24 protein-coding genes are annotated in these 24,368 nt (G+C 54.3%); 9 read left to right on the forward strand and 15 right to left on the reverse strand.

Annotation, left to right across the window (positions count from 1 at the left end):
• Nucleotides 1-33: 33 nt before the first annotated feature.
• From ACVV26_RS12940 to pepT, 3 genes are all read right to left on the reverse strand, one after another.
• Nucleotides 34-711 (reverse strand): fimbrial biogenesis chaperone, encoded by a 678-nt coding sequence (locus ACVV26_RS12940; RefSeq protein WP_474797427.1) that lies wholly within the window; start codon nucleotides 709-711, stop codon nucleotides 34-36.
• Between the two features lie 81 nt (nucleotides 712-792).
• Complete coding sequence (locus ACVV26_RS12945; RefSeq protein WP_474797429.1) at nucleotides 793-1,323, reverse strand: fimbrial protein; 531 nt, start codon at nucleotides 1,321-1,323, stop codon at nucleotides 793-795.
• A 216-nt stretch (nucleotides 1,324-1,539) separates the two neighbouring features.
• On the reverse strand, nucleotides 1,540-2,763 hold the full coding sequence (gene pepT, locus ACVV26_RS12950; RefSeq protein WP_474797431.1) for a peptidase T: 1,224 nt from the start codon (nucleotides 2,761-2,763) through the stop codon (nucleotides 1,540-1,542).
• Nucleotides 2,764-3,072: 309 nt separating this feature from the next.
• On the opposite strand from pepT, the gene potA reads away from it, so the two are divergent.
• The 4 genes from potA to potD are packed head-to-tail and all read left to right on the forward strand — an operon-like array spanning nucleotide 3,073 to nucleotide 6,908.
• Nucleotides 3,073-4,209, forward strand: a complete 1,137-nt coding sequence (potA, locus tag ACVV26_RS12955; protein WP_474797433.1) for a spermidine/putrescine ABC transporter ATP-binding protein PotA — start codon at nucleotides 3,073-3,075, stop codon at nucleotides 4,207-4,209.
• Complete coding sequence (potB, locus tag ACVV26_RS12960; RefSeq protein WP_312985073.1) at nucleotides 4,193-5,050, forward strand: spermidine/putrescine ABC transporter permease PotB; 858 nt, start codon at nucleotides 4,193-4,195, stop codon at nucleotides 5,048-5,050. The genes potA and potB overlap by 17 nt, the downstream gene beginning before the upstream one ends.
• Nucleotides 5,047-5,841, forward strand: coding sequence for a spermidine/putrescine ABC transporter permease PotC (gene potC, locus ACVV26_RS12965; RefSeq protein ID WP_313084469.1), 795 nt, complete (start codon nucleotides 5,047-5,049; stop codon nucleotides 5,839-5,841). Before potB ends, potC begins: the two co-directional genes overlap by 4 nt.
• Nucleotides 5,842-5,861: 20 nt before the next feature.
• Complete coding sequence (gene potD / locus ACVV26_RS12970; protein WP_474797435.1) at nucleotides 5,862-6,908, forward strand: spermidine/putrescine ABC transporter substrate-binding protein PotD; 1,047 nt, start codon at nucleotides 5,862-5,864, stop codon at nucleotides 6,906-6,908.
• 38 nt (nucleotides 6,909-6,946) lie between these two features.
• Here potD and ACVV26_RS12975 read toward each other — a convergent pair whose 3' ends face one another.
• Nucleotides 6,947-7,117 carry a hypothetical protein gene (locus ACVV26_RS12975; protein WP_474797437.1) on the reverse strand — a complete coding sequence of 57 codons (171 nt, stop codon included), beginning with the start codon at nucleotides 7,115-7,117 and terminating at the stop codon, nucleotides 6,947-6,949.
• A 114-nt stretch (nucleotides 7,118-7,231) separates the two neighbouring features.
• Nucleotides 7,232-8,230, reverse strand: coding sequence for a DUF4034 domain-containing protein (locus ACVV26_RS12980; protein ID WP_474797439.1), 999 nt, complete (start codon nucleotides 8,228-8,230; stop codon nucleotides 7,232-7,234).
• A 170-nt stretch (nucleotides 8,231-8,400) separates the two neighbouring features.
• Between ACVV26_RS12980 and ACVV26_RS12985 the strand changes: the two genes are divergently transcribed.
• Nucleotides 8,401-9,279: a prohibitin family protein gene (locus ACVV26_RS12985; RefSeq protein ID WP_474797441.1), complete on the forward strand. Its 879-nt coding sequence runs from the start codon at nucleotides 8,401-8,403 to the stop codon at nucleotides 9,277-9,279.
• A gap of 24 nt (nucleotides 9,280-9,303) precedes the next feature.
• On the opposite strand, the gene cobB is transcribed toward ACVV26_RS12985, so the two are convergent.
• From cobB to lolC, 5 genes are read right to left on the reverse strand one after another with little or no spacing between them, the layout of a single operon-like run.
• Nucleotides 9,304-10,122, reverse strand: a complete 819-nt coding sequence (gene cobB / locus ACVV26_RS12990; RefSeq protein WP_474797443.1) for a Sir2 family NAD+-dependent deacetylase — start codon at nucleotides 10,120-10,122, stop codon at nucleotides 9,304-9,306.
• Nucleotides 10,123-10,139: 17 nt separating this feature from the next.
• Entirely contained in the window at nucleotides 10,140-11,051 is a 912-nt protein-coding gene (gene nagK, locus ACVV26_RS12995) for an N-acetylglucosamine kinase (protein WP_474797445.1), read from the reverse strand.
• A 15-nt stretch (nucleotides 11,052-11,066) separates the two neighbouring features.
• The gene (gene lolE, locus ACVV26_RS13000; protein ID WP_474797447.1) at nucleotides 11,067-12,311 is read right to left on the reverse strand and encodes a lipoprotein-releasing ABC transporter permease subunit LolE; all 1,245 of its coding nucleotides are present in this window, start codon (nucleotides 12,309-12,311) and stop codon (nucleotides 11,067-11,069) included.
• Nucleotides 12,311-13,015 carry a lipoprotein-releasing ABC transporter ATP-binding protein LolD gene (gene lolD / locus ACVV26_RS13005; RefSeq protein WP_474797449.1) on the reverse strand — a complete coding sequence of 235 codons (705 nt, stop codon included), beginning with the start codon at nucleotides 13,013-13,015 and terminating at the stop codon, nucleotides 12,311-12,313. The genes lolE and lolD overlap by 1 nt, the downstream gene beginning before the upstream one ends.
• Nucleotides 13,008-14,207, reverse strand: a complete 1,200-nt coding sequence (gene lolC, locus ACVV26_RS13010) for a lipoprotein-releasing ABC transporter permease subunit LolC (RefSeq protein WP_474797451.1) — start codon at nucleotides 14,205-14,207, stop codon at nucleotides 13,008-13,010. The genes lolD and lolC overlap by 8 nt, the downstream gene beginning before the upstream one ends.
• A gap of 373 nt (nucleotides 14,208-14,580) precedes the next feature.
• Between lolC and mfd the strand changes: the two genes are divergently transcribed.
• Both mfd and ldtC read left to right on the forward strand, forming a co-directional pair.
• Nucleotides 14,581-18,027: a transcription-repair coupling factor gene (gene mfd / locus ACVV26_RS13015; protein WP_474797453.1), complete on the forward strand. Its 3,447-nt coding sequence runs from the start codon at nucleotides 14,581-14,583 to the stop codon at nucleotides 18,025-18,027.
• A 150-nt stretch (nucleotides 18,028-18,177) separates the two neighbouring features.
• Complete coding sequence (ldtC, locus tag ACVV26_RS13020; protein WP_474797455.1) at nucleotides 18,178-19,146, forward strand: L,D-transpeptidase LdtC; 969 nt, start codon at nucleotides 18,178-18,180, stop codon at nucleotides 19,144-19,146.
• A gap of 46 nt (nucleotides 19,147-19,192) precedes the next feature.
• Here ldtC and fadR read toward each other — a convergent pair whose 3' ends face one another.
• Complete coding sequence (gene fadR / locus ACVV26_RS13025; protein WP_125291976.1) at nucleotides 19,193-19,912, reverse strand: fatty acid metabolism transcriptional regulator FadR; 720 nt, start codon at nucleotides 19,910-19,912, stop codon at nucleotides 19,193-19,195.
• A gap of 220 nt (nucleotides 19,913-20,132) precedes the next feature.
• Here fadR and nhaB point away from each other — a divergent pair, with 220 nt between their 5' ends.
• Both nhaB and dsbB read left to right on the forward strand, forming a co-directional pair.
• Nucleotides 20,133-21,674 carry a sodium/proton antiporter NhaB gene (nhaB, locus tag ACVV26_RS13030; protein ID WP_474797457.1) on the forward strand — a complete coding sequence of 514 codons (1,542 nt, stop codon included), beginning with the start codon at nucleotides 20,133-20,135 and terminating at the stop codon, nucleotides 21,672-21,674.
• A gap of 162 nt (nucleotides 21,675-21,836) precedes the next feature.
• The gene (dsbB, locus tag ACVV26_RS13035; RefSeq protein WP_474797459.1) at nucleotides 21,837-22,370 is read left to right on the forward strand and encodes a disulfide bond formation protein DsbB; all 534 of its coding nucleotides are present in this window, start codon (nucleotides 21,837-21,839) and stop codon (nucleotides 22,368-22,370) included.
• Between the two features lie 58 nt (nucleotides 22,371-22,428).
• On the opposite strand, the gene ACVV26_RS13040 is transcribed toward dsbB, so the two are convergent.
• The 4 genes from ACVV26_RS13040 to ACVV26_RS13055 all read right to left on the reverse strand — a co-directional run bounded on the left by ACVV26_RS13040 (nucleotide 22,429) and on the right by ACVV26_RS13055 (nucleotide 24,342).
• Nucleotides 22,429-22,602, reverse strand: coding sequence for a GhoT/OrtT family toxin (locus ACVV26_RS13040; RefSeq protein WP_474797461.1), 174 nt, complete (start codon nucleotides 22,600-22,602; stop codon nucleotides 22,429-22,431).
• A gap of 160 nt (nucleotides 22,603-22,762) precedes the next feature.
• Nucleotides 22,763-22,999, reverse strand: coding sequence for an HP1242/YdcH family protein (locus ACVV26_RS13045; protein ID WP_474797463.1), 237 nt, complete (start codon nucleotides 22,997-22,999; stop codon nucleotides 22,763-22,765).
• Nucleotides 23,000-23,143: 144 nt separating this feature from the next.
• The gene (gene ycgN / locus ACVV26_RS13050) at nucleotides 23,144-23,590 is read right to left on the reverse strand and encodes a cysteine cluster protein YcgN (protein WP_312985102.1); all 447 of its coding nucleotides are present in this window, start codon (nucleotides 23,588-23,590) and stop codon (nucleotides 23,144-23,146) included.
• Nucleotides 23,591-23,682: 92 nt separating this feature from the next.
• Entirely contained in the window at nucleotides 23,683-24,342 is a 660-nt protein-coding gene (locus tag ACVV26_RS13055) for a fumarylacetoacetate hydrolase family protein (protein WP_474797465.1), read from the reverse strand.
• Between the last annotated feature and the right edge of the window lie 26 nt (nucleotides 24,343-24,368).

Raw genomic sequence — 24,368 nt, forward strand, 5'->3', positions numbered from 1 at the left:
CAGCCTCCGTGTATTGTTATGGAAACAAAACAATCAGAACGAAGTTCGGTGCTCTTTACCGCTGGCGCCGTAATCGGTAATTAATGCCCAACTCATTTCGTTGCCGCTGGCCTTCGCGGGGAGTGTAAAGCTGGCGGTTGAGTTCGGTGCCACGTAGGTCGCCGTCTGTACCGGCTGCCCGTTGAGGCGGACATACATAAAATTCATATAAAACGGCGTGGGATTATTGACCGTGAGTTTTCCCCCGCTGCGTTGCCAGCGTAATTTTTCTGCCTGCTCCTCCGGGCTCTGAGACGTTAACCCTGCGGGCCGATAAATCATTTTTATGCGGTTTTTGATGGCTATCTTTAGCGCATTTTGCTGTTTGGTGGTTGAGGGAATAGCCTTAACATTCAGCCAAAACAACGTTTCTTTATCCTGAGACTGCGGCGAAATGTTCTCAATGCGCAGGAGATTTTTCTGGCCGCCGTCCAGCCGGAACAGCGGCGGCGTGACCAAAAACGCGTTTTTGGCAGAGCCACCGCTTTCAGATTCAATCCATGACTGAATTAAATACGGAACATTATCAGGGTTATTAACGCTGAGCGATGATTCCTTTTTATCTCCATGGAAAATAAGCCGGGTGCCGCCAAGTACAATACCGGCATAGCAGTTTGATATGACCGTTAATAATAAAACGGGCAATACTTTCATTAATGACAATACGTTCATTCGCGCACCTTTGACTGATAAAAGCCAATAGTTAAACCGGGAATTCCCCGGTTTAACCTTCGCGCTGCAATTAGCAGTATTTTAGTTATAGACTACGGTAAAGCTGGTTGCCGCATTTGCCGCACCGGATGTGACAGAATCCGCAGTGGCTCGATAATAAGCAGTATAATTTAATGAGATAGCGCCAGAGGCATCCATCGGCAGGAATGCCGTCGGCGCGGTTCTCATTGAAACCGGAGTATCGGTCCAGTCTTTAATTTCCACGCCCACGCCGGTGGCAGCGCCTGCGGCATTATTCAGGGCCAGAATCGTATCATCGCCGGAAATACTTTCACCTTCAAACTTAATGGATGCCTGATTGGTGCCTGTCTGGGTGGTCGGGCAGCCAGTTAATTTAATGGTAAATTTGGTGGCACTTTCTTCATCACCGGCCTGGTTGAAAGAGGATTTATTTACTTTGCCCAAATTCACTGTCATATCTTTCGATGAGGTATCAACCTGGCAAGAGGTGTCAACAATTTCACCGGTAAAATTAATCACACCATCGCTGGCGAACGCAGCACCGGTGTTAATGGCAGAGATTACAGCAAGGGAAATAATCAGCTTTTTCATATTGGTCTTCACTTTATAAATAATGAGTCGGTTAGTAAGTTGTCGTCCGTTTGTGTTCACTCCTTAAGTGCGAACAATAATAATCCGCCCGACCGGATATGAAAATGTCCAAAAAGGTACACCTGAATTGCGGCTTCCAGTAAACAAGGGGAATGTTCAAATATAAAAGTGAGAAGAGTAAAAAGGCTTCCCTGAAATAAGGAAGCCTCAATAAGATTAACGCTGAGCGGTGAGTTCAGCGATACGCACAATCACCGCCACCGCTTTCTCCATGCCTTCAAGCGTCACGAACTCATGTTTACCGTGGTAGTTATACCCGCCGGTAAACAGATTCGGGCACGGCAATCCTTTAAACGACAGCTGCGCGCCGTCAGTACCGCCGCGAATAGGCTTCATCAGCGGTTCGATATCGCAGTCCTGCATTGCCTGCTGGGCAATCTCAATGATATGAGGGTGTTCCGCCACTTTATCGCGCATATTGTAGTAGCTGTCTTCAATCACCAGTTCGATATAGCAGTCCGGGTGCAGCCCTTTACCGACCTTTTTGGCGATCTCCATCATCTTGCGTTTACGCGCTTCAAAGGTGCTGCGGTCGAAATCGCGAATGATGTAATGCATTTCCGCTTTATCCACGCTGCCCTTCATGCTGTGCAGATGGTAAAAGCCTTCCTGGCCCTCGGTCATTTCCGGGCTTTCGTCAGCAGGCACTTCGGCGTGAATTCGCGCCGCCAGCGACAGCGCATTGACCATCACGCCTTTGGCGGTGCCGGGATGCACGTTGTTGCCGACAATTTTGATGGTGACCGACGCGGCATTAAAGTTCTCAAACTCCAGTTCGCCTACGCCGCCCCCGTCCACGGTATAGGCCCACTGGGCGTTAAACTGTTCAACATCAAAGAACTTCGCGCCCTTGCCCACTTCCTCATCGGGGGTGAACGCTACGCGGATATCGCCATGGGGAATGTTTTTACCTTTCAACACCGCCATCGCGGTCATGATTTCCGCCACGCCCGCTTTATCGTCTGCACCAAGCAGCGTTTTGCCATCGGTGGTGATCAGCGTCTGGCCCAGCAGTTGATGCAGCACCGGGAACATCACCGGCGACAAAACTTCATCACCGATGCCCAGCGCGATATCGCCGCCGCGATAGTTTTCGAGGATTTGCGGATTCACGTTCTTGCCGCTGAAATCCGGCGAGGTATCAACATGGGAGATAAAGCCAATTGCCGGCACGACTTTATCGACGTTGGACGGCAGGGTACCCATGACGGTGCCATGCTCGCTGAGAGTGACATTCACCAGCCCCAATTCTTCCATTTGCGTCTTCAGAATACGCAGCAGTTTCCACTGCCCTTCGGTACTTGGTACCTGGCGGACGCCCGCTTTAGATTGCGTGTCCAGTGAGACATAGTGCAAAAAACGTTCAAGTAATTTATCCATGCAGTCACCCTCATTTTTGTGACAACATTATCAATAAGCCCGAAAATACAAATATTGCGCCACATCACTTTTAGCCTTTCGGGGGCGAAAAAAAGCCTTCTCGCGGGTTTGGGTTACAATTTGTCAGCGTTATGGCAAAACCCTTGTCAAAGCGTAGTGTAAATCCATGTAAGCAGGGCTATGAATACGCATGAAGCATTGGCGATTTCAATGCTTTGCCGTAGAATGCCTGCCCTTATTAATTTATGTGTCAGCCCAGGTGGTAAATCACAAACCCCGCATCCGGCGCTGTTTGCCGATGCGTTAGTTATGGGACAGCGTAAAAAATTGAATAAACAATCCCGTTCGCTTTCGCCGCTGGTTCAACTGGCGGGAATTCAGAAAGGTTTTGATGGTAAAAATGTCATCAGTGACTTATCCCTGACCATCAACAATGGTGAATTTCTCACACTGCTCGGCCCGTCGGGCTGCGGTAAAACCACCGTCCTGCGCCTGATTGCTGGCCTGGAAACGGTGGATTCCGGCCAGATTATTCTTGATGGCCAGGAAATTACCGACGTTCCTGCTGAGCATCGTCACGTCAATACCGTTTTCCAGAGCTATGCCCTTTTCCCGCACATGACCGTGTTTGAAAATGTGGCGTTTGGCCTGCGAATGCAAAAAACACCCTCAGACGACATTACCCCCAGGGTCATGGATGCGCTAAAGATGGTGCAACTCGACAGTTTCGCCACCCGTAAACCGCACCAACTCTCCGGCGGCCAGCAGCAGCGCGTCGCCATTGCCCGCGCCGTGGTCAACAAACCGCGCCTGCTGTTGCTGGACGAATCGCTCTCTGCGCTGGATTACAAACTCCGTAAACAGATGCAGAACGAACTCAAAGCGCTACAGCGTAAGCTTGGCATTACCTTTGTGTTCGTCACCCACGATCAGGAAGAGGCGCTGACCATGTCCGATCGCATCGTGGTGATGCGCGACGGGCGCATCGAGCAGGACGGTACGCCGCGCGAAATCTACGAGGAGCCGAAGAACCTGTTTGTCGCCAGCTTTATCGGCGAGATCAATATTTTCGACGCCACGGTGATTGAACGGGTGGATGACCAGCGCGTGCGCGCCAGGGTTGAAGGGCGTGAATGCTTTATTTACGTGAACTTCCCGGTGGTCGCGGGCCAACAGTTAAACGTACTGCTGCGCCCGGAAGATTTGCGCGTCGAAGAGATTAACGACGCCCGTGAAGCCGAAGGGCTGATCGGTTTTGTGCGCGAGCGCAACTATAAAGGCATGACGCTGGAGTCGGTGGTCGAGCTGGAAAACGGCAAAATGGTGATGGTCAGCGAATTCTTCAACGAAGATGACCCGGACTTTGACCACTCGCTGGACCAGAAAATGGCGGTGAACTGGGTTGAGAGCTGGGAGGTCGTGCTGGCTGATGATGAGCGCGCGTAAGTTCCAGAATGTGGTGATCGCCACTATCGTCGGCTGGCTGCTGGTGTTCGTTTTCCTGCCCAACCTGATGATCATCGGCACCAGCTTTTTGACCCGCGACGATGCTAATTTCGTGAGCCTGGTCTTTACGCTGGATAATTACGCGCGTCTGCTCGACCCGCTTTACTTCCAGGTACTGCTACACTCGCTGAACATGGCGCTGATCGCCACGGTCGCCTGTCTGGCGCTCGGCTATCCGTTCGCCTGGTTCCTGGCGCGCCTGCCGGAAAAAGTGCGCCCGCTGCTGCTGTTTTTATTGATAGTCCCTTTCTGGACCAATTCATTAATCCGTATCTACGGCTTAAAGATTTTTCTCAGTACTAAGGGTTACCTCAATGAATTCCTGCTGTGGCTGGGGGTCATCGATACACCGGTGCGCATTATGTACACCCCAGGCGCGGTGATCATCGGGCTGGTGTATATCTTGCTGCCGTTCATGGTGATGCCGCTCTACTCCAGCATTGAGAAGCTCGACAAACCACTGCTGGAAGCGGCGCGGGATCTCGGTGCCAGCAAGCTTCAGACCTTTATCCGCATTATTTTGCCGCTGACCATGCCGGGCATTATCGCTGGCTGTTTGCTGGTGATGCTGCCGGCGATGGGGCTGTTTTACGTCTCCGACCTGATGGGTGGCGCGAAAAACCTGCTGATCGGCAACGTAATTAAGAGCCAGTTCCTGAATATCCGCGATTGGCCGTTCGGCTCGGCCACCAGCGTTACCCTGACAGTAGTGATGGGCATGATGCTGCTGGTTTACTGGCGCGCCGCGCGGTTACTGAATAAGAAAGGAGATCTGGAATGATCGGTCGTCTCCTTCGCGGCGGCTTTATGACTGCCATCTACGCTTATCTGTATATCCCGATCATCATTCTGATCGTCAACTCGTTTAACAGCGCGCGCTTCGGGATCAACTGGCAGGGCTTTACCACCCACTGGTATAGCCTGCTGATGAATAACGACAGCCTGTTGCAGGCGGCGAAACACTCCCTAACCATGGCGATCTTCTCTGCGACCTTCGCCACGCTGATCGGCTCCCTGACCGCCGTGGCGCTCTACCGCTATCGGTTCAGCGGCAAGCCGTTCGTCAGCGGGATGCTGTTTGTGGTGATGATGTCGCCGGATATCGTGATGGCGATTTCATTGCTGGTGCTGTTTATGCTGCTCGGCATCCAGCTCGGCTTCTGGTCGCTGCTGTTTTCCCATATCACCTTTTGTTTACCCTTCGTGGTGGTCACGGTCTATTCGCGCCTGAAAGGGTTTGACGTGCGGATGCTGGAAGCCGCCCGGGATCTGGGTGCCGGGGAAATCACCATCCTGCGCAAAATCATTCTGCCGCTGGCGATGCCTGCCGTCGCCGCAGGATGGGTGCTGAGCTTTACCCTGTCGATGGATGACGTGGTGGTATCGTCGTTCGTGACCGGGCCGAGCTATGAAATTTTGCCGTTGAAAATCTACTCCATGGTTAAAGTCGGCGTTTCTCCGGAAGTTAATGCGCTGGCCACCATTCTGCTGGTGTTGTCGCTGGTGCTGGTGATCACCAGCCAACTGATCGCACGTGATAAAACGAAAAGTCTGGCTCGTTCGTCAGGCTAAATAAAACAGGAGACGTAAGAGTGAAAAAATGGTCACGCCACCTGCTTGCCGCCGGTGCATTAGCCCTGGGAATGAGCGCCGCACACGCGGACGACAGCAAAACCGTCTATTTCTATAACTGGACCGAGTATGTGCCGCCTGGCCTGCTGGAGCAGTTCACCAAAGAGACCGGCATCAAAGTTATCTATTCGACTTACGAGTCGAACGAAACCATGTACGCCAAGCTGAAAACCTATAAAGAAGGCGCGTACGATCTGGTGGTGCCGTCCACCTATTTTGTCGACAAAATGCGCAAAGAAGGCATGATCCAGAAGATCGACAAAAGCAAACTGACCAACTTCCACAACCTCGATCCGGCGATGCTTAATAAGCCGTTCGACCCTAACAACGATTACTCCATCCCGTATATCTGGGGCGCGACGGCGATTGGCGTTAACAGCGAAAGCATCGATCCGAAAACCGTGACTCGCTGGGCGGATCTATGGAAACCGGAATATAAAGGCAGCCTGCTGCTAACCGACGATGCCCGCGAAGTGTTCCAGATGGCGCTGCTGAAGCTGGGTCTGTCTGGCAACACCACCGATCCGAAAGAGATCGAACAGGCTTACCACGAATTGCAGAAACTGATGCCTAACGTGGCGGCGTTCAACTCCGATAACCCGGCTAACCCGTATATGGAAGGTGAAGTGAATCTGGGTATGGTATGGAACGGCTCAGCATGGGTGGCGCGTCAGGCGGGTACACCGCTGGAGATCGTCTGGCCGGAAGAAGGCGGGATTTTCTGGATGGACAGCCTGTCGATTCCGTCTAATGCCAAAAACGTTGATGGCGCGATGCAGCTGATTAATTTCCTGCTGCGCCCGGACGTGGCAAAACAGGTTGCGGAAACCATCGGTTACCCGACGCCTAACCTCGAAGCGCGAAAGCTGCTAAGTAAAGCGGTGTCTGGTGATAAATCCCTGTACCCGGATCAGGCGACGATTGATAAAGGCGAATGGCAGAACGATGTCGGCGACGCCAGCGCGATCTATGAAGAGTATTACCAGAAACTGAAAGCGGGCCGTTAAGCGCTTACCAGGCGGAGCGCTCTGCTCCGCCTGATCATTTACCAAAGACCCAGCTCTGCCCCCACCAGCAAAAGATAAACCAGCACGCAGCCGCCGAGCACTGCCATGTAACAGGTGAACAAACGTTCTCCCACCGCTTCCCCCGGCCAGATATCTTTCATCACAATGGCTACCACAACCAGGGTATTTAAAAAGATGATAAAAAGCATCTTAGTGGCATTGTATAGTTACGGGTACCTTGTCTCCCGCCTGTGGTCATTTGCCCCTTTCCCCCTTCAGCGCCTGGGTCATCTTCAGCACCCGCCGCATTGCTTGAAAGTAAATTATTTTTTACTTTCAAAATAATTGTCGCATTTAACGTAACTCATATTATTTAACCAGGCCTGCCGGGGATGGTGACCAGAATTACTTTTAACCCACGCGGAACCTTCCTGATACGCCGCTTTATCTGACGCTAAACATGCGGTGGTCATATACTCATTAGCGATATGATCGCCCGGATATTTTTTATAGCGATCGTGCCAGCCCGCTTTCATATCATCCCAGGAAATTAATTTATGTTCATATAATAAACCCATCATTTCCGGCTGGAATTGCAACGCGTTATACCAAAGGTAGGCGTAATAAGATTTACCATATTTATCAGACGTTTTTTTGACAGCTATTCTGGCTACTTTTTCAATATCTTCCGGCAAACCGCCCCATTTTGGCAATAACGCTTCTACAGCTTGAATATATATATTCTGATAATCCGGGAAAGTATTACTTCCTTCTTCCAGCATCTGCATTATTAATGCTTTATCATTTAAGTTTCGCGCCGTTAGTATCATATCCTGGTACCACGAAGCTTCTTTAGCAGCCACTTCTTTATGTTTTAATAACCAGGCTTTTTTTTCTTCATTAATTTTCTGATATTTGGGCCAGGCATCCTCATCCACGGTATTGGAATAACCCTCTCCACGTACAAATGTTGCTTTGCCGTCATAACTCATCGCCTCAACAATGACAGCTGCTGTGGAATCGGGGTTTGCCTTTAACCATTCTTGCGCAATTTCTTCAAGGTTTTCCCCACCTTGACCATAGGTTTCATAAATTGCACCATAGGCGACAACAATTTTTTGGGTGCCGTTACTGGTGGCAGGGAAGCCCGTATTATATTCTTTAAATATTTGATCGAGTTTATTCCATTGTTTTTTATATACCATTTCAATAATGGGCTGTTGTATCGCTAATCTTTCGTTATCTTCCGTGGCAGCATTGGCCACGGATATTGAGGAAGCAATCAATAATGGCATAATTGCGTAACATATTTGCTTTTTCATTGTAACCTCGATGTATGGCATTCATTTTACGTAGTAACATCAATTATCCCCCAGAAAACATTGTAGATGCATCAACTTGTCTAAGTGATTAGGAATCCAATTAGAGTTGAAGACCGTGAAAGCCACTATAATGCCGCAATGATTTTATCAAGAAAATTACCGAGGGCGCGATGGAAAAGATATTGACAAAAAAGATACCCCCAACACTTACAATAAAAATAAGTTATATTTTAGGTGTATTGTTAATTTTACTGCTGGTATTTCTCTCTTATTACACTATTAACGAAGGTGAGCGTGGGGTCTTATTACGCTACGGTAAAATTGTCAAAATCGCCGAGCCTGGGTTGGGCTTTAAACTACCGTTTATCGAGCGAGTCGAGCGAATTTCGACCCGCAATCAGGCCGTTGTCTATGAAGGGGTGCAGGCATATAGCCGAGACCAGCAACCGGCGCGCATGACTGTGTCTGTTAACTTCCACGTGCAGCCATCCGATGTCGATCAGGTCTATACCACCTATAACACCGTCGATGCATTAAAAGATCGCCTGATTGTGCGCCAACTGCCGACGCAGTTAGAAAACGTTTTTGGCCAATATACTGCAATTAGCGCGGTTCAGGACCGTACAAAACTGGTTCAGGATATGCAAAACGCCATGAAAAAAGCCGTGGTTGGGCCGGTGGTGATAGACAGCGTCCAAATTGAGAATATCGATTTTTCAGAAGCCTACGAAAAATCAATCGAAGACCGTATGAAAGCAGAAGTCGCTATCGCCACCCGTAAGCAGAATCTGGAAACAGAAAAAATTCAGGCGCAAATCGCAGTGACGCAGGCTGAAGCGCAGGCGCAAAGTAAACTGGCAGCAGCCAAAGCAGAAGCGGAAACCATTCGTTTAAAAGGTGCGGCAGAGGCAGAAGCGATTCGATTGCGCGGCCAGGCGCTACGCGATAATCCGGGTCTGGTGGATTTGACCACCGCCGAACGCTGGGACGGGAAACTTCCTGTAACCATGATCCCCGGCGGTAGCGTCCCGTTTATTTCAGCTAAATAATCGAGCGGCCATATGGCCGCTGGTTCATAATCCTTTCAGCAACCGCTCGACAAACTCCGGCACCACTTCACTCGCCAGCCCGTAGTGCTTCTCTTCGAATTCGCTGCCGACCTGGCTTGGCTCCAGATTGAGCTCTACGGTATGCGCGCCATGTAAACGCGCCTCGTGAACGAATCCCGCCGCCGGATAAACGTGCCCGGAGGTGCCAATGGCGATAAACACATCCGCCATCGCCAGCGCCTGGTAGATGTCATCCATGCCCAGCGGCATTTCGCCAAACCATACCACGTGCGGGCGCAGCGGCGCAGGGAACTGGCAGCAGTGGCATTTGTCATTGCCGGTCACGTCCTGGGTCCACTCCAGTATTTGCCCGCTTTGCGAACAACGGACTTTCAGCAGTTCGCCGTGCATATGGATAATGTTGTGGTTGCCCGCCCGCTCATGGAGATTATCGATATTCTGGGTGATCAACAGAAACCGGTCGCCCAGCACCTTCTCCAGCTCCGCCAGTGCCAGATGGGCGGCGTTGGGTTTGATATCGGGCTGCTGCAACTGGCGGCGGCGTGCGTTGTAAAACGCCTGCACCAGTTGCGGATCGCGGGCGAAGCCTTCCGGCGTCGCCACGTCTTCTACGCGATGCTCTTCCCATAATCCATCCGTGGCGCGAAATGTACGTATCCCGGATTCCGCCGAGATCCCCGCGCCGGTTAACACCACGACTCTTGGTTTATCCATCGCTTCGGGTACTCCATTCTGGAAAAATAACCGCTGACGCAACCGCTCGCGCAGCCGACGCTTGTTTCTTTTAAACCGCAGTAAACGGTGCTGACGACGCGATAGCATAGCAACCTCAGAAAAAGTTAGTCCGTTAGATGGAGGAACGCAGCGCCGCGCATTCCTCCGGCATCCCCGTGCCTTGCCGCTTCGATGCGCGGCGTCCGGGCGACGGGAAGGAGCGAGCGGGGCAAACGTGCGCCCAGCGCCTCGGTCAGGTACGAAAAATTCGATAATCCGCCGCCAATCACCACTAAATGCGCATCGACAACCGTCAGCCAGTTGCCGAGGCAGATTGCCAGCAGGCCGACAAAGCGTTCGACATGGGCACGCGCATTGTCATCACCGGAATGCCAGCGGGCGATAATTTCCGGGGCCTCCAGTGATTCATGGTAGAAGTGATGATACAGCCATGCAAAGCCGCGCCCGGAAAGAAAGGTCTCTGCGCAACCGTGTTGACCGCAGCCACAGCGTTTAACAGGGATGTCCCAGCCCAGTAGCGCCACCGCATCGATGGGCAGCCGGGTGTGGCCAAATTCGCCGGTAATATAATTGCGCCCGGTCACCGCTTTGCCATCGATAATCAGTCCGCCGCCGACGCCGGTGCCGAGGATCAGCCCCATGACCACCGGATATTGACGAAACTCGTCATCCCAGGCTTCTGACAGCGCAAAGCAGTTAGCGTCGTTGTCGATGCGCACATCGCGCCCCAACAGGCGGCTTAAATCGGCGCGCACCGGGTGTCCGGAAGCCGCAGGCAGATTCGCGGCGTACAGCAACCCCTCGTCAGTTTCTGGCATGCCGGGGATGCCGATGCCGACATGGCCCTGCACGCCGAACTGCGCGTCGGCCTCGTTCACCAGCCCGGCGACTGCCGCCAGAAACGCCGGGTAGCTGTCGTGGGGCGTGGCGACGCGTTTTTCAAACTGCAACTGCCGCGCCGCGTCATAGACGCCCAGCGCGATTTTGCTGCCGCCAATATCAAAACCGTAGTACATCCCTGCCCCCTGTGATTATTGCCCGCTCAGCACCCGCGCCGGGTCGATGCGGCTGGCACGCCGCGCCGGATACCAGCTCGCCAGCAGGCTCAGCACCAGTGCGGTAATCAACACATATACCACATCCATGATGTGAAGTTCTGATGGCAGGAAGTCGATAAAATAAATATCGCCGGACAGGAAATGGTGGCCAATGATTTTCTCAATCCACGCGATGATATTGGTAAGCTGCCATGAAGCCAGCACACCGACCACCACGCCGCTGACGCTGCCCACCAGCCCGGCCAGCAAACCGTACCACACGAAAATGGCGCGGATCAGCCCGTCTTTCGCGCCCAGCGTACGCAGCACCGCGATATCGCTGCTCTTATCTTTCACCGCCATCACCAGCGTGGAAACGATATTGAAACAGGCCACGCCAATCACCAGCACCATCGCCAGATACATAATGGCGCGGATCATCTGAATGTCGCGATACATGTAGCCGTAGGTGCCAATCCAGCTTTTGATATACACATAGGCGTTGGTCACTTCACCCGCATCGCGCACCAGTTTATTGGCGTTAAACACGTCGTTCACTTTGATGGCGATGCCCGTGACGCTGTCGCCCATGTCCAGATACTGCTGGGCATCCTGCATCGGCACCATCGCAAGACTGTGATCGAGCTGGCCGCTGAGCTGCAAAATTCCGGCGATTTGCAGGCGCACCCGCTTCGGTTGCAGCAGTTTATTTTCGCCGTCCGAGTTGGGGATCATGATTGAGATCCAGTCGCCCTGCTTCACTTTCAGCGCGTCGGCCACGCCCTTGCCGATAATGATCTGCTGCTGCCCGGCTTTAAAGTTTTGCCAGGCGTTGTTCTGCACATACTTCGGCAAGGCGCTGAGGTGCGTTTCCTGCTCGGGATCAACGCCCTTCACCTGAATGGCCCGCAGGTTAACCCCGCTTTCAATCAGGCCGGTGAAATTAATATACGGCGCGGCGGCTTCGATGCCGGGCACTTTCTCAACCCGCGCCAGCACTTCAGGCCAGCCTTTCCACGGCTGATCCACCGGTTCGATTTCACCGTGCGGCACGACGGCCAGAATGCGGTTGTTCAGCTCGCGCTCGAAGCCGTTCATGGCGCTCAGGCCCATGATCAGCACCGCCACGCCCAGTGCAATGCCGAGCGTGGAGATAATGGAAATCAGCGACACCATGCCACTGCGCCGCCGCCCCCGGCTGAAGCGCAGGCCGATCAGTAAGGAAAGTGGACTTGCCATTACTGCGCTCCCATCAGGGTCAGCTCACTGCTGAGATGCCCGTCGCGCATTTCCAGTTGGCGGGTCATCCGGCGGGCCAGTTGCAGATCGTGAGTCACTACCAGAAACGCGGTGCCCTGCTGCTGGTTTAGCTCGCCCAGTAGAGCGAAAATGCTGTCGGCATTACGGGCGTCCAGGTTGCCGGTGGGTTCGTCGGCCATCACCAGGCGCGGCTTGTTAACCAGCGCGCGGGCAATCGCCACGCGCTGGCGCTCGCCACCGGAAAGCTCGGAAGGACGGTGATTACTGCGATGCCCCAGCCCAACCGCATTCAACATCTCCAGGGCGCGCGCCTGGGTTTCATCGGTGTTTTTCTTGCCGATCAGCAGCGGCATCGCCACGTTTTCCAGCGCGGTGAAGTCCGGCAACAGGTGGTGGAACTGGTAGATAAAACCCAGCTCGCGATTGCGCAGTTCTGCCTTCGCCGCCGACGACATGCCGCTCATGGCTTTGCCATCGAAGATCACGTCGCCGGAGGTCGGGGTATCTAACCCGCCGAGCAGATGCAGCAAGGTACTTTTCCCGGAGCCGGAGCTGCCGACAATCGCCATCATCTCGCCGCTCTGGATCGTGAAACTGACGTTATGCAGTACGTCGGTCTGCACGTTCCCTTCCTGATAGCGTTTGCACAGGTTGTCGCACTGCAACAGGACAGAATTACTCATAACGTAAAGCCTCAGCGGGTTGTGTGGCGGCGGCGCGCCAGGACGGATACAGCGTGGATAACAGCGCGATAGCCATCGCGATTAACGCAATGCCGATCACTTGTAACGGTTCGATAGCGACTGGCAGCGCCGCGCCATCAAGGAATGCGCCGATAATCGGCATTAAATTATTGAGCTGGCTGGCCAGCAGTGCGCCGAGTAAGGCACCCAGCAGTGCGCCAATCACGCCCGCGCTGGCCCCCTGGACCATAAACACCGCCATGATCTGGCGCGGCGTCAGCCCCTGGGTTTGCAGGATCGCCACTTCGCCTTGTTTCTCCATCACCATCAGGCCGAGAGAAGTAATAATATTAAACGCGGCGACGGCAACGATCAGGCTCAGCAGCAGGCCCATCATATTTTTTTCCATGCGCACCGCCTGGAACAACTCGCCTTTGCGCTCGCGCCAGTCTTTCCACTCGGTGCCCTGGGGCAGGGTTTGCTGGCTGAGCACGTCCACTTTCAGCGGCTCGTTCAGCCACAGACGCCAGCCGGTGATATTCCCCGCCGGATAGCGCATCAGACGCGAGGCGTCCTGGATATTCACCAGCATCTGGTAACCATCCACTTCGCTGTTCGCAGCGAAGGTGCCAATCACCTTAAACAGGCGCTGGCTGGGCAGGCGCCCCATCGGGGTGAACTGGCTGGCAGACGGCACCATCAGGCGTAGTTGGTCGCCGCGCTTAACGCCCAGTTGCCCGGCCAACTGCTCGCCGAGGATCACGTTGTACTGCCCGGCGGCCAAATCGGTTTGCTTCACGTTCACCAGATATGGCGTGAGCGGGTCGTTTTTCGCCGGATCGATACCCAGCATGACGCCTACCGCCACGCTACGCGGGCTTTGCAGTACCACGTCGCCGGTCGTTAACGGCGCGGTACGACTAACGCCCTGTAACCTGAGATCCTGCGCGGGAAGCTGTTGCGGATTGATTGACCCCTTCGGCGATGTTAATAACGCCTGGGGCATTAACCCAAGAATGTTGTTTTGCAGTTCGCGCTCGAAGCCGTTCATCACCGACAGCACCGTGACCAACGCCATTACGCCAAGCGTAATGCCAATGGTGGAGAGCCAGGAGACAAAGCGACCGAAGCGGTCTGCTGCGCGGCCTCGCATATAGCGCAGGCCGATAAATAAAGCGACAGGTTGGTACATGAAATCCATCTGATTGCTTTGGCAAAGTAACCCGGGAGTATATAAGCCTGCCGGAATCAAGTAAATGAAATATAACGTCTTTTTGTTGCGCCGCATCCAGTAAAAACAGAAGTAAATCAATCTGATAAACGAGACGGCGTATAAGCATTACGCTTTTTAGGCTATTTCACCCTGCGATTTATCCTGAAATCATCGCCATTTTCAGTGATGAAAGTGACAATGTCACGAAAATGTCACCACAGAGTTTGTGTTACGCTTTGCTAATGCAGACCAATCGCGGATAATAAGAACAGTCCGCATTCATCGCGATAACCCATTCTTGCGCCAGACTTTACCGGGTCGCGGGTCACAACGAGAAACGCTAAAACACGCTATGTCTGAACAATATCGTTATTCCTTGCCCGCCAAACCGGGCGATCAACGTCTCCTGGGCGAACTTACCGGCGCGGCCTGTGCCACGGAAGTGGCAGAAATGGCTGAACGCCATGCCGGACCGGTGGTGCTGATTGCCCCTGATATGCAAAATGCCCTGCGGCTGCACGATGAAATCCGTCAATTCACCGACAGCATGGTGATGAACCTGGCAGACTGGGAAACCCTGCCTTACGACAGTTTCTCGCCTCACCAGGACATTATTTCCTCGCGCTTATCGACGCTGTACCAGTTACCCGCCATGCAGCGCGGCGTATTGATCTTGCCGGTCAATACCCTGATGCAGCGCGTTTGCCCCCACAGTTTCCTGCACGGCCACGCGCTGGTGATGAAAAAGGGCCAGCAACTGTCGCGCGACGCGCTGCGCAGCCAGCTTGAACAGGCGGGATATCGCCATGTGGATCAGGTCATGGAGCATGGCGAATACGCCACGCGCGGCGCGCTGCTCGACCTCTATCCGATGGGCAGCGCCCAGCCTTATCGTCTCGACTTTTTCGATGATGAAATCGACAGCCTGCGGCTGTTCGACGTCGATACCCAGCGCACGCTGGAGGAAGTCGAGGCCATTAATCTGCTGCCGGCGCATGAGTTCCCTACGGATAAAACGGCTATTGAGCTGTTTCGCACCCACTGGCGCGATCGCTTCGAAGTCAAGCGCGACGCCGAGCATATCTACCAGCAGGTGAGTAAAGGCACCCTGCCCGCCGGTATCGAATACTGGCAACCGCTGTTTTTCAGCGAGCCGCTGCCTGCGCTGTTCAGCTATTTCCCGGCGAATACGCTGGTGGTCAACACCGGCGATCTGGAAGCCAGTGCCCAGCGCTTCTGGGCCGATACCGTGGCGCGTTTTGAAAACCGCGGCGTGGATCCGATGCGGCCGCTATTGCCGCCGGAACAGCTGTGGCTGCGCACCGACGAATTGTTCAGCGAGTTAAAAAACTGGCCGCGTGTGCAACTCAAAACCGAGGCGCTGCCGGAAAAGGCGGCCAATGCCAATCTTGGCTATCAGCCGCTGCCGGAATTATCGGTTAAAGCACAAAACAAAGCCCCGCTGGACGATCTGCGCAAGTTTCTCGAATCCTTCGACGGCCCGGTGGTGTTTTCAGTAGAAAGTGAAGGCCGCCGCGAAGCCCTGTCAGAGCTGCTGGCGCGTATTAAAGTCGCGCCTAAAAAGCTGTACCGCTTTGATGAAGCCAGCGGTCAGGGCCGCTACGTGATTTTAGGATCTGCCGAACGCGGCTTTATCGATACCCGCCGCCAGCGGGCGTTGATTTGCGAAAGCGATCTGCTGGGCGAGCGCGTGGCGCGCCGTCGCCAGGACAACCGTCGCACCATCAACCCGGATACCTTGATCCGTAACCTGGCGGAATTGCATACCGGGCAGCCGGTGGTACATCTGGAACACGGTGTGGGCCGCTATGCCGGCATGACCACCCTGGAGGCTGGCGGTATCACCGGCGAATATCTGATTTTGACCTACGCCAATGACGCCAAATTGTACGTGCCGGTGTCGTCGCTGCATCTGATTAGCCGCTACGCCGGGGGGGCGGAAGATAACGCGCCGCTGCATAAGCTCGGCAGCGACGCCTGGTCCCGCGCGCGGCAGAAAGCGGCGGAGAAAGTCCGCGACGTGGCGGCAGAACTGCTGGATATCTACTCGCAACGCGCAGCAAAATCCGGTTTCGCGTTTAAACACGACCGCGAGCAGTATCAACTGTTCTGTGACAGCTTCCCGTTTGAAACCACGCCGGATCAGGCCCAGGCTATTAACGCGGTGCTGAGCGATATGTGCCAGCCACTGGCGATGGACCGCCTGGTGTGCGGCGATGTTGGCTTTGGCAAAACCGAAGTGGCAATGCGCGCGGCCTTCCTGGCGGTAGAGAACAACAAACAAGTGGCGGTGCTGGTGCCGACGACCCTGCTGGCCCAGCAGCACTTTGATAACTTCCGCGACCGTTTCGCCAACTGGCCGGTGCGCATTGAGATGTTGTCGCGTTTTCGCAGCGCCAAAGAGCAGGCGCAGGTGCTGGAACAGGCCGCCGACGGCAAAATTGATATCCTGATCGGCACCCACAAGCTGTTGCAAAGCGATGTGCAGTGGAAAGATCTGGGGCTGCTGATTGTCGATGAAGAACACCGCTTCGGGGTGCGCCATAAAGAGCGTATCAAAGCGATGCGCGCCGACGTGGATATCCTGACGCTGACCGCCACGCCTATTCCGCGAACCCTGAATATGGCGATGAGCGGCATGCGCGATCTGTCGATTATCGCCACCCCACCGGCGCGCCGCCTGGCGGTGAAAACCTTCGTGCGCGAATACGACAGCCTGGTGGTGCGCGAGGCCATCCTGCGTGAGATCCTGCGCGGCGGCCAGGTGTACTACCTGTATAACGATGTGGAAAATATTCAGAAAGCGGCCGATCGGTTGGCAACTCTGGTGCCGGAAGCGCGTATCGCCATCGGTCACGGTCAGATGCGCGAGCGCGAACTGGAACGGGTGATGAACGATTTCCACCACCAGCGCTTTAACGTGCTGGTATGCACAACCATTATCGAAACCGGCATCGACATCCCTACCGCCAATACCATCATTATTGAGCGCGCCGACCATTTTGGCCTGGCGCAGCTCCACCAGCTACGCGGTCGTGTGGGGCGCTCGCACCACCAGGCCTACGCCTGGTTGCTAACGCCGCATCCGAAGGCGATGACCACGGACGCGCAAAAACGGCTTGAGGCTATCGCGTCGCTGGAAGATTTGGGCGCGGGATTTGCGCTGGCGACCCATGACCTGGAAATTCGCGGCGCGGGCGAACTGCTCGGCGAAGGCCAGAGCGGGCAAATGGAAACTATCGGCTTCTCGCTGTATATGGAGCTGCTGGAAAACGCGGTGGATGCGCTGAAGGAAGGGCGTGAACCTTCGCTGGAAGACCTCACCAACCAGCAAACCGAGGTGGAACTGCGGATGCCATCGCTGCTGCCGGAGGAATTTATTCCTGATGTGAATACGCGGCTGTCATTCTATAAGCGGATCGCCAGCGCCAAAAAACCCGGTGAACTGGATGAACTCAAAGTCGAGCTGATTGACCGCTTCGGCCTGTTGCCGGATGCGGCGCGCAATCTGCTGGATATCGCCCGTCTGCGTCAGCAGGCGCAGAAAATGGGCATCCGTAAGATTGAAGCCCACGATAAAGGCGGCGTGATCGAATTCGCCGAGAAGAACCATGTTGATCCGGTATGGCTTATTGGTCTGCTGCAAAAATCACCGCAGCATTTCCGCCTCGATGGCCCGACGCGGCTGAAGTTTTTCCAGGATCTTGGCGAGCGTAAAACCCGCATGGAATGGGTCACGCAGTTTATGACCCAGGTGCAGGAAAACGCGGTGGCATAACCGATAAAAGCCCGGCGCAACGTCGGGTTTTTTCCCGTTTCATTAATAATTTACAAAATATTTCAATCCTCCAGGATTTCCCTGGACGGGACTGGTCATACTTCCCTCTTCTACCCAACACAAAACCTTAACAATCATAGGGTTATTAATATGACTTCTTCATTGCGCATTTTTCGCTGGATAACCTGGTTTAGCGTCATCGCCACGCTTGCCGTCGCGCTGCCAACGCGTGCCAATTCCTACCCGCTACCGCCTGCAGGCAGCCGCCTGATCGGGGAAAACCAGTTCCATGTCGTTGAGCCCGGCGGCGGCTCGCTGGAAGCTATCGCTAAAAAATATAACGTCGGGTTTCTGGCGCTGATGCAGGCCAACCCTGGCGTCGACCCGTATGTGCCGCGCGAAGGCAGCGTACTGACTATTCCGCGCCAGATGCTGCTGCCCGATGCGCCGCGTGAAGGCATTTTGATCAACCTGGCGGAATTGCGCCTTTACTACTTCCCGCCGGGCACCAACAGCGTGACGGTGTACCCGATTGGCATCGGCCAACTGGACGGCGATACCCTGACGCCGACCATGAAAACCAGCGTGTCGCAAAAGCGCGCTAATCCGACCTGGACGCCGACCGCCAATATCCGCGCCCGGTATCTGAAGCAGGGGATCACCTTACCCGCCGTCGTGCCCGCCGGGCCGGATAACCCGATGGGGCATCACGCGATCCGCCTGGCCGCTTACGGCGGCGTTTATTTGCTGCACGGCACCAACGCCGATTTCGGCATCGGGATGCGCGTCAGCTCCGGCTGTATCCGCCTGCGCGATGACGATATCAAGCACCTGTTCAGCGTGGTGGATGTGGGGACGAAGGTAAACATCATTAACGAGCCGCTGAAAATCTCCAGCGAGCCGGATGGCCGCCAGATTGTCGAAGTCCACCAGCCGTTGTCGAAGGATATCAATGACGATCCGCAGACGCTGCCGATCAGCCTGAATGACGGTGCGCAGCGCTTCCGCGCTCAACCGACGGTCAATGGCGACGTGATGAACCACGCCATGAAGTTGCGCTCCGGGATGCCGGTCGACGTGACCCGCCATGGCGATGCGAGCGGTCAGCAGGAGATCTAAAAAAATGGCCTCGCTTAGCGAGGCCATCTGTTTTAATGAGGTGCCGTTAGCGGCCGGTCATGGTCAGACCGCCTGGAATGGCTTTCTGCATGCGGTGCCAGATTTCACCGCTCTCGTGACCGTAGCGGCGCACGCTTTCATATACCTGGTCGTGCAGCCCCTCTTCGCAGATTTTCGCCAGGCGATGGTAGAAACCTAACGCCAGGCTTCGCGCTTCCGGGTTAGCGAAATAGTGACGCCCAATGCGGGTATACAGCCCTTTCATTCCGTTAAGAATCAGGCCATAAATCGGGTTGCCCGACGCGAACGCTAAACCGCGAAAGATGTTGTAGTCGAGACTGGCAAACGCATCGGCGTGATCTTCCACTTCCGTTGCCGTAGCCAGGACTTCCAGCGCTTTATCAGGATGCTGACGAAACGCGGTACGGATAAAAATCGTGGCGATATTAGTACGTACCGACAGCAGATTATCAATCAGCTGCGGAACGCTTTCGTGGTCGAGGCGCGCCAGCGTTTCGAGAATGTTAAGCCCCGACGTTTCCCAGAAGTTATTCACTTTGGTGGGTTTGCCGTGTTGAATGGTCAACCAGCCGTCGCGGGCCAGACGCTGCAACACTTCACGCAGCGTGGTGCGAGTAACGCCGATTAACTCGGAGAGCTCACGTTCCGCCGGAAGGATCGTCCCCGGCGGGAATCGATTATTCCAGATACTTTCAATGATGTACTCTTCAGCGAAACCCGCCGGGCTTTGCGCCTTTATAACCATAGTGAGATACCCATACACAGCATTTTACAAAATTCACTCATCATACCAGACGCATTTCCTGACACATAGCGAAGTCTCAGGGCAAAAAGGGGATCGCGGTTTGCTTTTTATTAATTACCGGCACGTTTAAAACCCCGTTTTAGCTTGCCTGGAACAGACGCGAGCGCTAGGATTTTCCGTCGCACCCCCATCCTTTTTCAGCAGGAGTAAACTCTGGACCATGGAAATGTCTTTCGGACGCGCCCTTTACCGTAATTTTCTCGGTCAGTCTCCTGACTGGTATAAAGTGACACTTTTGTCATTTCTGGTACTTAATCCAATTCTCTTTTTTGTCAGCCCGTTTATCGCCGGTTGGTTTCTGGTGGCTGAATTCATTTTCACCCTGGCGATGGCGCTGAAGTGCTATCCGCTGCTGCCGGGCGGGTTGCTGGCTATCGAAGCGGTAATGATCGGCATGACCACGCCGGGCCATATCCGTGAAGAGATAAGCGCTAACCTTGAGGTTCTGCTGCTGCTGATGTTTATGGTGGCAGGCATCTACTTTATGAAACAGCTGCTGTTGCTGATTTTCACTAAACTGCTGCTGGGTATTCGCTCTAAACTGCTGCTGTCTCTGGCGTTCTGTTTCGCCGCCGCGTTTTTATCCGCGTTCCTGGATGCGTTGACGGTGGTCGCCGTGGTGATCAGCGTCGCCGTGGGCTTTTACAGCATCTATCACCGCTACGCCAGTACCCGCCATGATAACGGCGACTTGCAGGATGACTCGACGCTCGAAGACGAAAGCCGCGCCAATCTGGAAAAATTCCGCGCGTTTTTACGCAGCCTGATGATGCATGCCGGCGTCGGCACCGCGCTCGGCGGCGTAATGACGATGGTGGGCGAACCTCAGAATCTGATCATCGCCAAAGCCGCCGACTGGCACTTTGTCGATTTTTTGCTGCGCGTCGCCCCGGTGAGCGTGCCGGTGCTGTTTTGCGGCCTGGCGACCTGTGCGATCGTCGAGAAAATGCGCTGGTTTGGCTACGGCGAACCGCTGCCTGAGTCGGTACGCCAGGTATTACGGGAATTCGATGAGAAAAGCACCCGCGATCGCACCCGTCAGGACAAGATGAAGCTGGTGGTACAGGCGATTATCGCCGTCTGGCTGATCGTGGCTCTGGCCCTGCATTTGGCCGAGGTTGGGCTGATCGGCCTGTCGGTCATTGTGTTCGCTACCGCGCTGTGCGGCGTCACCGACGAACATGCCATCGGTAAAGCCTTCACCGAAGCGCTGCCGTTTACCGCGCTGCTGACGGTATTTTTTGCCGTGGTCGCAGTCATTATTGACCAGAAGCTGTTTTCACCGATCATCACTTTTGTGCTGGAAGCCGCGCCTCATGCGCAACTATCGCTGTTTTATCTGTTTAACGGGCTGCTGTCGGCAATTTCCGATAACGTCTTTGTCGGCACGGTATATATTAACGAGGCCAAAAATGCGCTGCAGCAAGGGCTTATCGATCGCCAACAGTTTGAATTGCTGGCGGTAGCGATCAATACCGGCACCAATTTACCGTCGGTAGCGACGCCTAACGGCCAGGCGGCGTTTCTGTTCCTGCTGACCTCGGCGCTGGCTCCGTTGATTCGTCTGTCGTATGGTCGCATGGTGTGGATGGCACTGCCTTATACGCTGGTGCTCACCTTAACGGGGCTGGCATGCGTTGAATTTATCTTGATGCCCGCCACAGAGTGGATGCTCGCGCATGGCTGGATCGCGACAGCCTGATTATCATGGCGCGCGGAGTGAATAAATAACCAGGCGCCGTCTCCGGCAGGCGCTTTTGAATGATGAATGTCCGATTAATTTGTTATTTTTATTGTCCTTAGTGGCGTGCCAGGCGAATTCGTTTACACTGCCCTCTCGACGCATACAGCAGGGAATTTGATTATGTTGCGATATTTAAACCAGTGCTCTCACGGTCGCGGCGCATGGCTTCTGATGGCCATCACGGCGTTCGCGCTGGAACTGGTCGCGCTGTGGTTTCAGCATGTGATGAAACTGCAGCCGTGCGTGTTATGTATTTATGAGCGTTGTGCATTATTTGGCATTATGGGTGCGGGAATTCTTGGCGCGATTGCCCCGAAAACGCCCCTGCGTTTTGTGGCGATCGGCGTATGGATTTACAGCGCATGGCAGGGTGTGGCATTGGCCTACGAACATACGATAATGCAGTTGCACCCTTCCCCCTTCGTCACCTGCGATTTCGCCGCGCGTTTCCCGAGCTGGCTACCACTGGATAAATGGCTGCCGCAGGTGTTTGTCGCCAGTGGCGATTGCTCAGTTCGTCAATGGGAATTTTTATCGCTGGAGATGCCGCAGTGGCTATTGGGAATTTTCGCGGCTTATCTGGTCGTGGCGTTGCTGGTATTAATTGCCCAACCGTTTAAACCGCGCAAACGCGATCTGTTTGGTCGCTACTAAGAAAGGTTTTATTACCCAGCCCTGAAGCAGCGCTTCGGGGCTTTTTTTTGCCTGGTGTTCAGAACAGTGCAAACAGCAACGCAACGGGGAAACTCATTGGCCAGGTCGCGCCGATTAACGCCGCGCTCAGCAACTTAATCCGTACCCGATCTTTGGCAATTAAGAAGGTCACCACGGCGGCGAGGCTCGCCATCACGATGTAAAACACCCACATTTTTTGATACAGCGTCATAGAGAAAAGCGATCCGTTGAATAAACGGGCCGCACTATGCGCGGATTTTTCTGTAACATCAAGTTGATTAACGTAGCCGCAGCATTTCTACCACTAAATTTCCGGTTTTATTCAACAAAAAACCGCCTGCTAAGAGGCGGTTGCATGTCGTTCCCGACATTTAGTGTGAGGGTTCTGACGCCCGCTGGCTCTGTTGTTGCAGGATCTTAAAGATCTGGTCTTTCAGATGCAGTTTCTCTTTTTTGAGCCGGGCGACCTCTTCGCAATAACCCCTGCCATTCGCGCCTTCACGGCGGCTTATTTCCTGGTCCAGGGCATTATGTTTCGCGACGAGCGATTCGAAACGCGGATGTTCAGCTTTGAGGCGGGGAATTAAATCACGGTACTCTGGGAACATAGGCCTTCCTCTGTAAAGTGGATGACGGTGTCGCCTTTGCAGCGACACCTTCACTCTACGACTTTTTGCTGAGACAAGGCAAAGAGAATGACCAATTTGTGAGCAGAGTCCGGCTCGTTAGCACAATATGAATTTGCGTTAAGATTACTGCGCCCAGTCAGGTTTGTTGAGGATATGATCCTGCCAGTCGCGTACGGTCGACTCTTTCACCGCGATATGACGCACGGAAATTCGCTCGGCGTGCATCGCCGCTTTCGATCCGGTGCGCAGCGGGTGCCACACCGGCAGCCCCTTGCCTTCCGCCAGCAGGCGATAGGCGCAGCTCGGCGGTAGCCACTCGAAAGTCGGCAAGTTGTCGCGGGTCAGTTTGATGCAGTCCGGCTCATATTCGAAGCGGCGCTCGTAGTTGCGGCACTGGCAGGTTTTAATATTGAGCTGCTTGCAGGCGACGTTAGTGAAGTAAATTTCATCCGTGTCTTCGTCCATCAGCTTATGCAGGCAACACTGACCGCAGCCGTCGCACAGGGATTCCCATTCCGCGTCGCTCATTTCATCGAGAGTTTTTTGTTGCCAGAAAGGTGTGTCGCTCATGCCAGGGTCCGCCGCTAAAAGTAAGCTGCACCTTATAAACACTATCGGCCCCGGATGCAAGTCTTGCCGCCCCGGACGAGGCGGCAGAACGGTTACAGGACGCGTGTCGTCAGGGTGCGGTCGTTAAAGGTAATTTCCATTTCGTCGCCGCTTGCCAGTGGCCCTACGCCTTCCGGTGTGCCGGTGAGAATGATATCCCCGGCGCGCAGGGTAAAGTAGCGGCTCATATAGGCAATCAGCGGGATGATTTTATGGATCATGTCTTTAGTATTGCCGTTCTGGCGCACTTCGCCGTTCACTTTCAGACCCAGTGCCACATTCTGCGGGTCGCAGCCAAATTCCGCTGCCGGTATAAATCCAGAAATCGGGCAGGCGTTATCAAAACCTTTGGCTTTCTCCCACGGGTGGCCGCCTTTCTTCATTTTCGACTGCACGTCGCGCAACGTCAGGTCCAGCGCGACGCCATATCCGGCGATGGCTTTGCTGACGTGATCTTCCGTCGCCTGGCGCAGCGTTGAGCCAATCAGCACCGCGAGTTCCACTTCGTGGTGTACCGATCCCAACCCCTGGGGCAGCACCAGCGGCTGGCGAATATCGCACAGCGCAGTTTCTGGTTTGATAAACAGCACCGGTTCGTCAGGCGGCGCGCTGCCCATCTCCTGAATATGTTTGCTGTAGTTACTGCCCACGCAAACCACTTTATTGACCGGAAAATCCAGCAGCGCCCCTTGCCAGTTATGGTGTTGATACATGGTGTTCCCTCTGCGTTATGCGGTAG

The sequence above is a fragment of the Atlantibacter sp. MEI4A-1023 genome (assembly GCF_056155425.1).